Source organism: Microbacterium sp. NPDC056569 (assembly GCF_042793475.1).
Classification (GTDB): Bacteria; Actinomycetota; Actinomycetes; order Actinomycetales; family Microbacteriaceae; genus Microbacterium.
Genome location: NZ_JBHTUV010000015.1, coordinates 50,531 through 63,716, shown reverse-complemented (window position 1 = coordinate 63,716; position 13,186 = coordinate 50,531). Strand labels below are relative to the sequence as shown.

The following is a 13,186-nucleotide window of genomic DNA, read 5'->3' as shown; positions in this document are numbered from 1 at the left end:
AGGCCTGTGAAGGCGCATAATGGCGGCTTCCCGTTGCCGATTCGTGACATAACGCGATTGCCGCGACGCGGCGAGACGAACTGCGCCGCGATCAGGCCCGCTTGATACGTTGGTTCAGTGACAGCCTCCCTCCCGGTGCCGAATGACATCGATCCGGAAGAGCCGGACCGTCACTCCAGCGCGCGCGTCGTACGCCTCGCGGACACGGTCTCACCGGCTCCCGACAAGCCCCGCCGCCCGCCGCGCAAGCCCCGGTCGGAAGCGAACGCGAAGGCTGCGCCGCGGAAGAAGCGCACTCCCGCCGCCTCCGAGACGAAGCCCGAGCCGGCGCCTCAGGCCGATCCCGGACCCCCGCCGCCTCTGCCGAGCGACCTCGAGCTCGCCGCCAGCGCGGCGGCGGGCATCGTCGTTCCTCCGCGCCCGCCGCTTCCCGCGCCCGATGACGAGGCCGGCTTCGGACCAGCGGAAGCCGCATCCGTCGAGGACCCCGCGCCCGTCGCGGACGCGGCACAGGGGGAGGAGACTGCGGCCGAGCCTGAGCCGGAGCCCGCAGCCGCCCCGGCGGCCGGAATCAAGCCTCTTGCCGAAACTGCGGCGGTGGTCGATGCTGAGCCCGTGGTCGAGTCCGCGCCCGTGGCCGAGCCCGCGGCGGTGGCCGAGCCCACTCCCGTGGTCGAGCCCGACGCCGCGCCCGCGGAGCCCAGGCCGGCGGCCGCCCCCGCGGAGCGCGAGCCTGCGCCCGCACCCGGCCCGGTGCCGGCCGCGACGCTCGAGCCGGAGACGGAGGCGCCCGGCCCCGTGCCGGCCGCGACGCTCGAGCCGGAGACGGAGGCGCCCGCGCCTGTGCTGTCGGCGGCGTTGGCAGCTGAGCCCGTGCCGACCCTCGACCCGGAGGCCCTGACCGCGGCGGTCTCGCTCGATGCCGCCGCAGCATCGCCGGCCGCAGCATCCGGTGACGCGCTCGTGCTGCGCGGCGTCACGAAGCGCTTCGGCAGCACCCACGCGGTCGATGGCATCGACCTCACGATCCCGGCCGGCACGTTCTACGGCCTCGTCGGTCCCAATGGCGCCGGCAAGACGACCACGCTCTCGATGATCGCGGGCCTGCTCGAACCCGATCGCGGCACGATCCATGTCGGGGGAGTGGATGCTGCCGCCAAGCCGCTCGCAGCCAAGAAGCTCATGGGCGTGCTGCCTGATCGGCTGCGCACCTTCGATCGTCTGACCGGGCGCCAGCTCCTCTACTACTACGGGGTGCTGCGCAAGCTTCCCCCGGCGGTGGTCGAGAGCCGCACGGCCGACCTCGCGCGCGCCTTCGACCTCGAGGACGCCCTCGGCCGCAGCGTCTCGGACTACTCGGCGGGCATGCTCAAGAAGGTCATGCTCGCCGGCGCGCTGATCCACTCGCCGCGGCTGCTCGTGCTCGATGAGCCGTTCGAAGCGGTCGATCCGGTGTCGAGCGCGATCATCCTCGACATCCTCTCCACCTATGTCGCGCACGGCGGCACGGTGATCCTCTCGAGCCACGGCATGGACCTGGTCGAGCGCGTCTGCACGCGCGTCGCGGTCATCGTGGCCGGCCAGGTGCTCGCTGAGGGCACGGTCGACGAGGTGCGTGGCGAGCTGACGCTCGAGCAGCGCTTCGTCGAACTGGCCGGAGGGCTCAGCGACGTGGAGGGCCTCGAGTGGCTGCACACATTCTCCGACTGAGGCTCGCGCTGCTGCTCGGCACGTTCCGCGGTCACGCGGGACACGTCGTGCGGGTCGTCAGCGGTCTCCTGATCCTCGTCGCCGCGACGGCGGCGGCATGCTGGGCCCTGCTCTCCCTGCGGGATGCCGCGACCGACGAGGTGCTCGCCGTGACCGTCCTCGGCGGTTCCGCCGTGACGCTCGGCTTCGCACTCGCACCGCTCTTCGGTGCCGTGGAAGATCCGCTCGACCCACGGCGGTTCGCCCTGTTCGGGCTGCCGCGCGGGAGGCTCGCGCTGGTGCTCGCGGTGGCCGGCCTCCTCAGCGTGCCCATCCTCGTGCTCCTCGCCATCGCCGTGTGCTCCGCCATCGTGTGGGCAGACCACGGCGTGCCGGTCGCCATCGGCGTGGTGAGCGTCGTGCTCGGCGTGGTGACCTGCGTGCTGCTGGCGCGCGTGTGCATGGCCCTCGCCTCCCTCTTCCTGCGCGACCGCCGGTCGCGCGAGCTGTCGGGTGTGTTCGTGCTCGTGGTGCTCGTCGTGGTGGTGCCGGTCGGTGTCTTCCTCGCGTCGCTCGAGTGGGAGGGGAGCGTGCCGCCGCAGCTGCTGGAGGCGGTCGACTGGCTGGCGCTCACCCCGTTCGGCGCCGCCTGGGCGGTCCCCGGCATGGTGGCCACGGGCGGCGACGCCTGGCTCTCCGCGGTGATCGCGGTCGGCACCGTCGTCCTGCTGGGCATGCTGTGGGTGTGGGCGGTCAAGCGGGTGCTCACGACGACGGAGCGACCCGGCACCGGCCGGGAGCGCGGCGGTCTCGGGTGGTTCGGCGTCGCGCCGGGCACCCCCGGCGGGGCGATCGCGGCGCGCAGCCTCGTCTACTGGCTCGGCGACCGACGGTACGTCGTCAACGGGCTCGTGATCCCCTTCGCCGCGGCCATCACGGTGGTGCCGCTGCTCATCGCCGGCGTTCCACCGGAGCTCGTCGCGCTCGTGCCCGTGCCGTTCGCGGCGCTGTTCCTGGGCTGGCTGCCGCACGACGATCTCGCCTACGACTCCACGGCCGTATGGATGCACATCGCCAGCGGCGTGCGCGGCGTCTCCGACCGCCTCGGTCGCCTGGTGCCCGTGCTGCTCATCGGCGTCCCGCTGCTCGCCCTCGCCATACCGGTGGCGACCCTGCTGCACGGCCGCTGGGCGATGCTGCCGGCCCTCACCGGCGTCTGCGTGGCGCTGTTCCTGTCGGGCCTCGGGCTGTCGAGCATCTCGTCCGTCGTCGCGCCCTACGCGGTGTCACGGCCGGGAGAGAGCCCGTTCCAGCAGCCGCAGCGCACGAGCGCGAGCGGCGCGCTGGCGCAGGGCGCGGTCATGCTGGGGGCGCTCGTGGTCTCGGCGCCGGTGCTGTGGTGCGGCTGGCTGGCTCTGCAGGGCGACACGGATGCCGCGGACGCGGCGCTGTGGGGAGGTCTGGCCATCGGACTCGGCGTGCTCGTCGTCGGCATCGGCATCGGGGCCATCGTGTTCGAGCGCCGGGGCGGTCGGCTCATGGAGTTCGCCGAGTCCACCTGACCGTGCCGGGCCGACCCCATCCCGGCCGGCCACGACTACACTGGCAGACCATGAGCACCCCGCTGGACAGCCCCGACCAGGGCGGCATCGCGACCCTCGATCGCGAGCTCGAAGAGCTCCTCAAAGAAGAGAACATCGAGCCGGGTGACCACGAGCGCTTCTCGCATTACGTGAAGAAGGACAAGATCCTCGAGTCCGCGATCACCGGCAAGCCGGTGCGGGCGCTGTGCGGCAAGAAGTGGACGCCGGGCCGCGACCCCGAGAAGTTCCCCGTGTGCCCCACCTGCAAAGAGATCTACGAGTCGCTCCAGGGCTGATCACCCGGCGTCGATGTAGACCGTGGGGATCGCCGGGTCGGAGCGGCTCAGGGCGAGGCCCCGCACCGGAAGCTCCTCGCGGACGCGCGCGTGGTGCGCCCGCGCGGCTTGGACGCCCGCAGCGCCTTCGTGCGCCGCATCCGGTTCTCCGTCGACGACCAGCGCGACCTGCAGCGACCGCGAGCCGGGGTGCGCGGAAGCGGTGTCGAGCGCCTCGAAGCCGTCCGACACGGCGATGAGCTCGCTGGTCGCCGTACCCGCGTCGAGCGTGCGGAAGGCCGCCTTGCGGCCGCCCTTGGACGCCTTGTCGGTCGAGGCCTTGGCGACGCCGACCCAGCCGCCGTCGGCGCCCTGGCGGGCCACGAGCTTGTAGACCATGCCGGCGGTCGGGGTGCCGGATCCGGTGACCACCGATGTGCCGACGCCGTAGGAGTCGACGGGGGAGGCCGCGAGCGCAGCGATCGCGTACTCGTCGAGGTCGCTCGTGACCGTGACGCGCGTGCTCGTCGCACCGAGCTCGTCGAGCTGCGCGCGCACCTCGGCGGCGACGGTGGGGAGGTCGCCGGAGTCGATCCGGACCCCGCCGAGTCCGGTGCCCGCGACGCGGACCGCCGTCTCGACGCCCTGACGGATGTCGTACGTGTCGACGAGGAGGGTCGTGCCGACGCCCAGGGCTTCGATCTGCGCGCGGAACGCATCCTCCTCGGTGTCGTGCAGCAGCGTCCACGCGTGCGCGGCCGTGCCCATCGTCGGAATGCCCCAGCGGCGACCGGCCTCGAGGTTCGAGGTCGCACTGAACCCCGTGATGTAGGCGGCGCGGGCCGCCGCGACGGCCGAGCCCTCGGCGGCGCGGCGCGAGCCCATCTCGGCGAGCGGCCGGTCGCCGGCGGCGATGCTCATGCGCGCTGCCGCGGTCGCGACGGCGGAGTCGTGGTTGAGCACGCTGAGGGCCAACGTCTCCAGCACGACCGCCTCGGCGAACGTCCCCTCGATGGTCAGGATGGGGGAGCCGGGGAAGTAGAGCTCGCCCTCGCGGTAGCCGGTCACCGAGCCGGTGAACCGGTAGCCCTCGAGGAAGTCGAGGGTCGCAGCATTCACCACCTTCTCGTCACGGAGGAATCGCAGTTCGTCGTCACCGAAGCGGAAGTCGCGGATGAGCGACAGCAGCCGCCCGGTGCCCGCGACGACGCCGAAGCGCCTTCCGCCGGGCAGGCGACGGCCGAACAGCTCGAACACGCAGCGGCGGTGGGCTGTGCCGTCGCGCAGTGCCGCGTCGACCATCGTGAGCTCGTAGCGGTCCGTCAGCAGGGCGGTGGAGAGATCTCCGCGCGCGGCGTGCCCATGGGTCATGCGGGTCAGCCTAGCTTTCCTGGTCGCGGGGGGCGCGAGGGCTCGCTCCGCTCGCCGGCGGCTTCGCCACGCCACCGGCGACCCGCTGGCGTAGGGTGGATTCTCGTGAACGACGCGCCGATCGGAATCTTCGACTCCGGGGTCGGCGGGCTCACCGTCGCGCGGGCCGTCTCGTCGATGCTGCCGCAGGAGTCCATCCTCTACATCGGCGACACCGCGCGCTCGCCGTACGGTCCGAAGCCGATCGCCGACGTCCGGCGCTACGCCCTCGAGGTGCTCGACGACCTCGTCGCCCAGGGTGTGAAGATGCTCGTGATCGCGTGCAACACGGCGTCTGCGGCGATGCTGCGGGACGCGCGCGAGCGCTATGACGTTCCGGTGGTCGAGGTCATCAACCCGGCGGTGCGCACGGCGATGTCGACGACCCGCAACGGCCGTGTCGGCGTCATCGGCACCGCCGGGACCATCAGCTCCGGTGCGTACCAGGACATGCTCGGGGTGAACGAGCGTCTCACCGTGTTCGCGCAGGCGTGCCCGCGCTTCGTCGAGTTCGTCGAGGCGGGGATCACCGGATCGGCCGAGGTGCTGGCGGTCGCCGAGGAGTACCTCGCGCCCCTTCGCGCGGCCGAGGTCGACACGCTGGTGCTGGGCTGCACGCACTACCCGTTCCTCGAGGGCGCGATCAGCTACGTCATGGGGCCCGATGTGAGCCTGGTGTCGAGCGACACCGAGACGGCGAAGGACGTCTACCGGCAGCTGGTCTCCCGCGACCTGCTCGCCGGAGCGGATGCCGAGCCCCGCCACGTCTACGAAGCCACCGGCGCGTCCGCCGACGAGTTCCTGCGCCTCGCGCACCGACTCATGGGCCGGGAGGTCACCTCCGTCCGTCTCGTGCAGACCGGCGCCATCGACATCCCCCACGCCTCGAACCCTGCCCGGCGCCTCGGCTGAGGCATCCGTCCCTCCTGGAGGAGAACCGCATGACCGACATCACCCGTGCCGACGGCCGCTCCGTCGACCAGCTGCGTCCCGTCACCATCGAGCGCGGCTGGTCGAGCCAGGCCGAGGGATCCGCCCTCATCTCGTTCGGGAACACCAAGGTGCTCTGCACGGCGTCGTTCACGAACGGCGTGCCGCGCTGGCTGACGGGCAAGGGCAAGGGCTGGATCACCGCCGAGTACGCGATGCTGCCGCGCGCGACGAACGAGCGCAACGACCGCGAGAGCGTCAAGGGCAAGGTCGGCGGGCGCACGCATGAGATCTCGCGCCTCATCGGCCGGGCCCTCCGCGCCGTCGTCGACACCAAGGCGCTCGGGGAGAACACCATCGTCATCGACTGCGACGTGCTGCAGGCCGACGGCGGCACGCGCACGGCCGCCATCACCGGCGCCTACGTCGCGCTCGCGGACGCGATCGAGTGGGGGCGTGGCAGGAAGTTCATCGGCCAGAAGGCACAGGTGCTCTTCGACTCGGTCTCGGCGGTGTCGGTGGGCATCATCGACGGCGCGCCCATGCTCGACCTCGCCTATGTCGAGGACGTGCGCGCCGAGACCGACATGAACGTCGTCGTGACCGGCCGCGGCCTGTTCGTCGAGGTGCAGGGCACCGCCGAGGGTGCGCCGTTCGACAAGCGCGAGCTCGACGCACTGCTCGAGCTCGGGGTGAACGGCTGCGCCGACCTGCGGGACTTCCAGGCCGCCGCCCTCGCCGCGGAGGATGCCGCGTGACCGCGCACCCCGAGGACATGGCCGACGTCGTCGCCGCGGTCGAGGCGGAGTCTGCGGCTGCAGGCCAGACGCCGGCGCAGATCGTGCTCGCGACGCACAACCGCCACAAGGTCGAGGAGTTCCAGGCGATCGTGGCCGCGACGCGGCCGGATCTGATCGTGGTCGCCTACGACGGCCCTGAGCCGGTCGAGGACGGGATCACCTTCGCCGAGAACGCGCTCATCAAGGCGCGAGCGGCGGCGGAGCACACGGGCATGCCGGCGCTCGCCGACGACTCGGGCATCTGCGTCGACGTGCTGGGCGGTTCCCCGGGCGTGTTCTCGGCGTACTGGGCCGGTCACGCGAAGGATGCCTCGGCGAACCTGAACCTGCTGCTCGACCAGCTCTCCGATATCGGCGACCCGCACCGCACGGCGCAGTTCGTCTCGACGATCGCGCTCGTGGTGCCGGGCGACGCCTCGCGCGAGAGCGTCGTCGAAGGGGTGTGGCCAGGGCGCCTTGCGCCCGCGCCGGCGGGGGAGGGCGGCTTCGGCTACGACCCGATCTTCGTCCCGGACGGTCAGGAGCCCGGCGCCGAGCGGACGGTCGGCGAGTGGACGGCTGACGAGAAGAACGCGGCATCCCATCGCTCGCGCGCCTTCGTCGCGCTGGCGGAGCTGCTCGCGGAGCTCTGACGTCCGCGGGGCCGCGCTGCGAGTGAGAATCACACTCATTCCCGACAACGCGGCACAGCGCTCTCCGGCGTGGGGCGGGGCTTAACCTGAGGTCATGCACGACCACGCGCCGTCCGGAATCCGAGGGGCCGGCAACCGCCGCCTCCTCGCGATCTCGCTCGGGATCACCGCCACCGTCATGGTGGTCCAGGTGGTCGGGGCGGCGCTGTCGGGATCGCTCGCGCTGCTCGCCGACGCGGCGCACATGTTCACGGATGCCGCGGCCCTGGTGATCGCCCTCATCGCGAGCACCGTCGCGGCCCGGCCTGCCAACGATCGCCGTACCTTCGGCTACCAGCGTGCCGAGGTGTTCGGCGCCCTGATCAACGGGGTCATCCTGATCGTGCTCTCGGCATGGGTCGCGTTCGAGGGCATCTCGCGACTGCTGAGGCCCGGTGAGACCGAGGTCGCGGGCTCGCTCATGCTCGTGGTCGCCATCGTCGGACTCGTGGCCAACGGCGTGGCGATGTGGCTGCTCAGCTCCGCGCAGCGGCACAGCATCAACGTCCGCGGCGCCTACCTCGAGGTGCTCGGCGACCTCATCGGCTCGGCGGCAGTGATCATCGCCGCGATCGTCATCGTCACCACCGGCTGGTACCAGGCCGACGCCATCGCGTCGCTGTTCATCGCCGCGATGATCATCCCGCGGGCGATCGGCCTGCTGCGCGAGGTCGTGTCGGTGCTCGCGGAGTCGGCGCCCCAGGGCACGCACGTCCACGAGATCCGCGAGCACATCCTTGCCACGCCGGGAGTCGTCGACGTTCACGACGTGCACGTGTGGCAGCTCACGCGCGGGGCGCCGGTGTTCACCGCGCACGTCGTCGTCGACGACGCCGCTCTCACCGACGGGCGGGCCGCCGGCATCCTGAGCGGCCTGCAGACCTGCCTGTCCGAGCACTTCGACGTGGAGCACTCGACGTTCCAGCTCGAGCCCGCCGGACACGTCGAGCACGAGGCCCACGCCTAGCGCGGCGTCAGTCTTCGCGCCGCACCTCTGCGGGGGACTTGTCGGGACGCAGCCCTCGCCAGCGGGGGTGGCGCAGGATGCCGCCGGGGGTGAACTCGCCGTACTCGACCTCCGCGACCAGTTCGGGCTTCACCCACAGCGCGTCGCGCGCGTCGAGCGCCGGCACGCCCACCAGCGGATTCTCGTCGGTGCGCAGCGGCGTCAGCTTCTTCAGGAGCATCGCCAGCGTCGAGTCGCTGAACCCGCTGCCCACGCGGCCCGCGTACTGCAGGCCGCCGGCGCCGGGAATGCCGAGCAACAGCGACCCGAACGTGCCGCTGCGCCCGCCCTTGCCGGGACGGATGCCGGCGATCACGACCTCCTGCGTCTGCGTGATCTTGACCTTGAGCCACGACTCGGACCGCACCCCGCGCACATAGCGCGAGGCCGGATCCTTGACGACGATGCCCTCCAGGCGCAGTCGAGCACTCGTGTCGAGCGCCGCATCGACATCGTCGAAGACGGGCGGGACGGTGATCGAATCGACGGATGCTGCGGCCACCGCCTCCAGCACGTCGCGGCGTTCGCGCAGGGGCAGGCCGGCGAGGTCGTCGCCGTCGTGCGCGAGGATGTCGAACAGGTAGTAGCGCACGGGCGTCCTCCGCGCCACGCGGGCGATGTCGCCGGCGTGCTCGAGGTTCATGCGGGTCTGCAGGAGCGGGAAGCTCGGCCGCCCGTCGGGCTCGAGGGCGACGAGCTCGCCGTCGACGACGCACGGCTCGTCGCCGAAGCCGGCGTCGACCGCGGTCAGCTCGGGGTAGCGGTGGGTGACCTCGTTGCCGCTGCGTGCGAACAGACGCAGGCGTTCGCCGTTCCACGCTCCGATCGCGCGGATGCCGTCCCATTTCATCTCCACCCAGGCGGTTCCACCCTCACGATCGGCCCAGGTGACCGCGGCGAGGCGCGCCCGGGCCGGCGTCGCGCTCGTCGAGAGCATCGCACGCAGATCGGATGCGTCCGCTGTCACGGTGCGCGCACCGCCGGGGTCCTTCCTCTCCGTTGCGGGATCAGGAGAACTGGCGGAGACAGGACGATCTCCGGCGGATCTTCCTGCGTAGGCCCGATCTCCTGATCTCGCCGAGCCGACCCGACGTGAGCCGCGGGACGGGGCGTCTGCCTGCGGGCTGGGCTCGACGACGGAGCCGTCGGGCTGCGGCCGGCCTGCAGCATCCGTCTTCATGCGATGCAGCAGCCAGCTGGACTTCTCGCCCTCGCCCGCGGTGCGGATGAGCGCGAGGCGCACGCGGCCGAGCGGTCCGCCGGGGCGTCCCTCGAGGGTTGCGATGACCTCGTCGTCGCGCCACTTCTCCAGCTCGTAGCGGCCGTCGTCCCAGATGGTCACCGTGCCGCCGCCGTACTCGCCGGCGGGGATCGTGCCCTCGAAGGTGGCGTACTCCATCGGGTGGTCCTCGGTCATGATGGCGAGGTTGTTGCGCTTGTAGGAGTGGGGCACCCCGCGGGGCACCGCCCAGCTCACCAGGACGCCGTCGTGCTCGAGGCGGAAGTCCCAGTGCAGGGCTGTCGCGTGGTGCTCCTGGATGACGAACCTGGGCAGCTCCCCGTGGGGTGTGGCGCCGAGCGGGTTCTCCGGCACCGGCTCGGGGGTGCGCTCGGCGCTGCGCTTGGAGATGTAGGCCGACAGCGGGCCGGACGCGGCGTCACGACCGCCGGCGTGGAAGCCGAGCGCCGACATCGGGTCGCCGAGGGCCTCGACGCGGTCGAGCACCTCGGTGAACTCGAGATGGCGCAGCTCCGGATCGTCGAGCTCGTCCCACGTGCGCGGTGCGGCGACCGTCGGATGCGTGCGGCCACGCAGCGAGTAGGGGGCGATGGTGGTCTTCGATCCGTTGTTCTGACTCCAGTCGATGAGGACCTTGCCGTGCCGCTCGGCCTTCTTCATGCTGCTGACGACGAGGTCCCTGTGGTCGGCCTCGATCGCCCGGGCGAGCTCGTTCGCGAGTGCCGACGCCTGCTCGGTGGATTGGCCGGGCGGCAGCGCCGAGTAGAGGTGGATGCCTTTGCTTCCGCTCGTGACGGGGAAGGGCTCGAGACCCATGTCGAGCAGGATCTCGCGCGCCCAGCCCGCCACGACGGCGCACTCGGCGAGGCCCGCACCCGGACCGGGGTCGAGGTCGAGCACGAGCCGGTCGGCGGGACCCCGATCCCCCCGGGAGTCGAAGCGCCACTGGGGAACATGCAGCTCGAGGCTCGCGACCTGCGCGAGGTAGACGAGCGTGGGCACGTCGCCGACCAGGGGATACTCCTTCGTCCCGGTGGAGTGGGGGATCGGCATCCGTCTCACCCAGGAGGGCGCACCCCGTTCGAGGTCCTTCGCGAAGAAGACCATGCCGGGGTCGTCCTCGGTGCCGACGCCGTCGGGCCACCGCTTGCGGGTGACCGGGCGTCCGACCACATGGGGGATCAGCACCTCGGCGATGCGCGAGTAATAGTCGATGACCTCGCCCTTGGTGGTGCCGGTCTCGGGGTAGAGCACCTTCTCGAGGTTCGTGATGCGCAGGCGGCGCCCGCCGATGCGCACCAGCTGCTCGTCGCCCGCCATGGGCTCAGAGTATCGGCGACGCGTCGCGCAAGGGGTGGCCGCGTGTCGGCGCCCTGGTGTTCACTGGTGGGGTGAGAGCGATCTGGAAGGGTGCACTGACGTTCGGACTCGTCAACGTGCCGGTGAAGGTGTACTCGGCGACGGAAGACCACGACGTCTCGCTGCACCAGGTGCACAACAAGGACGGCGGGCGCATCCGCTATCAGCGGATCTGCGAGATCGACGGCGAGGTCGTGCCGTACTCCGACATCGACAAGGCGTACGACGACGGCGAGAAGACTGTGGTCCTGACCAAAGAGGACCTCGAGTCGCTCCCGGCGGAGCGCAGCCGAGAGATCGACGTCGTGGAGTTCGTGCCGAGCGAGCAGATCGATCTCCTGACGCTGGATCGCGCGTACTATCTCGAACCCGATTCTGCGTCTCCCAAGGCCTACGTGCTGCTGCGCAAGACCCTGGAGCAGACCGATCGCACGGCGATCGTACGGTTCTCGCTGCGGCAGAAGACCCGCCTGGCGGCACTGCGCGTGCGCGACGACGTGCTCGTCCTGCAGACCCTGCTGTGGTCCGACGAGGTGCGCGAAGCCGCGTTCCCTTCGCTGGACGAGTCGGTGCGCATCTCGGCGAAGGAGCTCGAGCTGTCGGCGTCGCTCGTCGAGAGCTTCTCGAGCGACTTCGATCCCGAGGAGTTCAAGGACGAGTACCAGGAGGAGCTGCGCACCCTCATCGAGGCGAAGCTCGAGAAGGGCGACGCGCTCGACACCTCCGAGACCTTCGGCGAGCAGGAGGAGGAAGAGGCGGGCGGCGAGGTCATCGACCTCATGGCGGCGCTGCGCGCGAGCGTCGAGAAGTCGCGCGCGGCCCGCGAAGGCGGCACGAAGGCGGCCTCAGGGAAGACGGATGCCGCCGCCCCGGCGAAGACCGAGGCCAAGGCATCCGCCAAGAAGCCCGCCGCGAAGAAGAAGAAGGCGTCCTGAGGGGCTGATCGCCCCGCGGCTCACGCCTTGGGGGCCTCGCCGTGCTCGGGGCCACGCTCGAACACCTCGGGGTCGAGCACGAGCGCCTCGGCCTCGGCATGGTCGGTGACGACGTCCTCGCCGGCCGCAGCGGCCTTCTTCGCCTTGCTGCGCTCGCGGAGATAGTGCCACAGCGTGACGAGCGCGGTGCCGCCGACGGCGACCAGCAGGATGAGGTCGATGTAGTTCTCGACGAACTCGGCGACAGGCGGGATGAAGCCCAGCAGATACCCGAACATCGTCAGCCCGAAGCCCCACAGCACGGCGCCGATGAAGTTGTAGAGGGTGTACTTCCACTTGTTCATGTGGCCGATGCCTGCGGCGACCGGTGCGAACGTGCGGACGATCGGCACGAAGCGGGCGAGGATGATGGTGAGCCCGCCGAAGCGCTCGAAGAACGCGTTCGTGCGTTCGACGTTCTTGACGCTGAACAGGCCCGATTCCTTCCGCTCGAAGACCGCGGGCCCGCCCTTGTGGCCGATGTAGTAGCCGACCTCACCGCCGACGAAGGCGGCGAGCCCGATCAGCAGCGAGACCGCCCAGATGTTGACGCCGAAGATGTTGCTGGTGTGCGTCAGCAGGCCGGAGATGACCAGGAGCGTGTCGCCCGGCAGCAGGAAGCCGACGAGCAGGCCCGTCTCGGCGAACACGATGAAGCACACGACGACGAGCGCCCACGGGCCCGCCCATTCGATGATGGCGGCCGGATCCAGCCAGGGGATCAGGGCTGTGGGAACTGCGTGCACGTTGGTCTTCCCGTCGTCAGTCGGCGGAGGATGCGAGAACTCGCGTGCGGAAGGTGGGACTTGAACCCACACGCCCGGAGGCACAGGAACCTAAATCCTGCGTGTCTGCCAATTTCACCACTCCCGCGAGTGGCTCTCAGTCTACTGAGGCGACTGGGGGTCGGCTGTGGGGCTGACCCCCGGAGCGGCGCTCAGACCTACCGGCGGATCCCGAACAGGAAGTAGCTCGCCGGACCGATCCAGTTCACGAGGATCGCGGGGATCCACGCGACCTTGGGGCCGCGGACCTCGTCGGCGTCGCGGTGGGCGAGGTCCCAGAACGCGAGGAATGCGAACGCGACCTGCACGATGCCGAGCACGCCGAGGCCCGCCTTCGCCGCGGGGGTCATCTCCGTCTTCGTCGTGGGGGTCATCGTCGTCCTTTCGTCGCCGGATCCCATCCTGCCGCGAGCACGGCTCGTTCGCATCCCTCGCGTCGGCGCGATGCGGTGCCGGATCGCCGC

Annotated in this window: 12 protein-coding genes and 1 tRNA gene; 8 read left to right on the top strand and 5 right to left on the bottom strand. The window is 71.0% G+C overall.

Annotation, left to right across the window (positions count from 1 at the left end; all coding sequences use genetic code 11):
• Positions 1-117: 117 nt before the first annotated feature.
• The 3 genes from ACFQ7C_RS16755 to ACFQ7C_RS16745 are packed head-to-tail and all read left to right on the top strand — an operon-like array spanning position 118 to position 3,568.
• The gene (locus tag ACFQ7C_RS16755) at positions 118-1,710 is read left to right on the top strand and encodes an ABC transporter ATP-binding protein (protein WP_378903716.1); all 1,593 of its coding nucleotides are present in this window, start codon (positions 118-120) and stop codon (positions 1,708-1,710) included.
• Positions 1,686-3,251 (top strand): hypothetical protein, encoded by a 1,566-nt coding sequence (locus tag ACFQ7C_RS16750; RefSeq protein ID WP_378903713.1) that lies wholly within the window; start codon positions 1,686-1,688, stop codon positions 3,249-3,251. Before ACFQ7C_RS16755 ends, ACFQ7C_RS16750 begins: the two co-directional genes overlap by 25 nt.
• Positions 3,252-3,301: 50 nt before the next feature.
• Complete coding sequence (locus ACFQ7C_RS16745) at positions 3,302-3,568, top strand: DUF3039 domain-containing protein (RefSeq protein WP_045296870.1); 267 nt, start codon at positions 3,302-3,304, stop codon at positions 3,566-3,568.
• Here ACFQ7C_RS16745 and ACFQ7C_RS16740 read toward each other — a convergent pair whose 3' ends face one another.
• A complete protein-coding gene (locus ACFQ7C_RS16740; RefSeq protein WP_378903710.1) occupies positions 3,569-4,918 on the bottom strand; it encodes a nicotinate phosphoribosyltransferase in 1,350 nt (449 codons plus the stop codon).
• Between the two features lie 105 nt (positions 4,919-5,023).
• On the opposite strand from ACFQ7C_RS16740, the gene murI reads away from it, so the two are divergent.
• The 4 genes from murI to ACFQ7C_RS16720 all read left to right on the top strand — a co-directional run bounded on the left by murI (position 5,024) and on the right by ACFQ7C_RS16720 (position 8,325).
• The gene (gene murI / locus ACFQ7C_RS16735; RefSeq protein ID WP_378903707.1) at positions 5,024-5,869 is read left to right on the top strand and encodes a glutamate racemase; all 846 of its coding nucleotides are present in this window, start codon (positions 5,024-5,026) and stop codon (positions 5,867-5,869) included.
• 29 nt (positions 5,870-5,898) lie between these two features.
• Positions 5,899-6,645, top strand: a complete 747-nt coding sequence (rph, locus tag ACFQ7C_RS16730; protein WP_378903704.1) for a ribonuclease PH — start codon at positions 5,899-5,901, stop codon at positions 6,643-6,645.
• 17 nt (positions 6,646-6,662) lie between these two features.
• The gene (rdgB, locus tag ACFQ7C_RS16725; RefSeq protein ID WP_378903819.1) at positions 6,663-7,319 is read left to right on the top strand and encodes an RdgB/HAM1 family non-canonical purine NTP pyrophosphatase; all 657 of its coding nucleotides are present in this window, start codon (positions 6,663-6,665) and stop codon (positions 7,317-7,319) included.
• Between the two features lie 94 nt (positions 7,320-7,413).
• A complete protein-coding gene (locus ACFQ7C_RS16720; protein WP_378903701.1) occupies positions 7,414-8,325 on the top strand; it encodes a cation diffusion facilitator family transporter in 912 nt (303 codons plus the stop codon).
• A 7-nt stretch (positions 8,326-8,332) separates the two neighbouring features.
• Here ACFQ7C_RS16720 and ACFQ7C_RS16715 read toward each other — a convergent pair whose 3' ends face one another.
• Positions 8,333-10,924 carry an ATP-dependent DNA ligase gene (locus ACFQ7C_RS16715; protein WP_378903698.1) on the bottom strand — a complete coding sequence of 864 codons (2,592 nt, stop codon included), beginning with the start codon at positions 10,922-10,924 and terminating at the stop codon, positions 8,333-8,335.
• A gap of 71 nt (positions 10,925-10,995) precedes the next feature.
• Between ACFQ7C_RS16715 and ACFQ7C_RS16710 the strand changes: the two genes are divergently transcribed.
• Positions 10,996-11,898: a Ku protein gene (locus ACFQ7C_RS16710; protein WP_378903695.1), complete on the top strand. Its 903-nt coding sequence runs from the start codon at positions 10,996-10,998 to the stop codon at positions 11,896-11,898.
• 20 nt (positions 11,899-11,918) lie between these two features.
• Here ACFQ7C_RS16710 and ACFQ7C_RS16705 read toward each other — a convergent pair whose 3' ends face one another.
• The 3 genes from ACFQ7C_RS16705 to ACFQ7C_RS16695 form a co-directional block, all read right to left on the bottom strand.
• Entirely contained in the window at positions 11,919-12,683 is a 765-nt protein-coding gene (locus ACFQ7C_RS16705; protein ID WP_378903692.1) for a DedA family protein, read from the bottom strand.
• 45 nt (positions 12,684-12,728) lie between these two features.
• A tRNA-Leu gene (locus ACFQ7C_RS16700) sits at positions 12,729-12,810 on the bottom strand.
• A 70-nt stretch (positions 12,811-12,880) separates the two neighbouring features.
• A complete protein-coding gene (locus ACFQ7C_RS16695) occupies positions 12,881-13,096 on the bottom strand; it encodes a PLDc N-terminal domain-containing protein (RefSeq protein WP_378903689.1) in 216 nt (71 codons plus the stop codon).
• Positions 13,097-13,186 lie beyond the last annotated feature (90 nt).

What these genes read in the sequence shown, in the direction of transcription:
- ACFQ7C_RS16745 (WP_045296870.1), top strand. Translation starts at nt 3,302, where the DNA reads ATGAGCACCCCGCTGGACAGCCCCGACCAGGGCGGCATCGCGACCCTC.
- rph (WP_378903704.1), top strand. Translation starts at nt 5,899, where the DNA reads ATGACCGACATCACCCGTGCCGACGGCCGCTCCGTCGACCAGCTGCGT.
- ACFQ7C_RS16715 (WP_378903698.1), bottom strand. Translation starts at nt 10,924, where the DNA reads ATGGCGGGCGACGAGCAGCTGGTGCGCATCGGCGGGCGCCGCCTGCGC.
- rdgB (WP_378903819.1), top strand. Translation starts at nt 6,663, where the DNA reads ATGGCCGACGTCGTCGCCGCGGTCGAGGCGGAGTCTGCGGCTGCAGGC.
- ACFQ7C_RS16695 (WP_378903689.1), bottom strand. Translation starts at nt 13,096, where the DNA reads ATGACCCCCACGACGAAGACGGAGATGACCCCCGCGGCGAAGGCGGGC.
- ACFQ7C_RS16740 (WP_378903710.1), bottom strand. Translation starts at nt 4,918, where the DNA reads ATGACCCATGGGCACGCCGCGCGCGGAGATCTCTCCACCGCCCTGCTG.
- ACFQ7C_RS16720 (WP_378903701.1), top strand. Translation starts at nt 7,414, where the DNA reads ATGCACGACCACGCGCCGTCCGGAATCCGAGGGGCCGGCAACCGCCGC.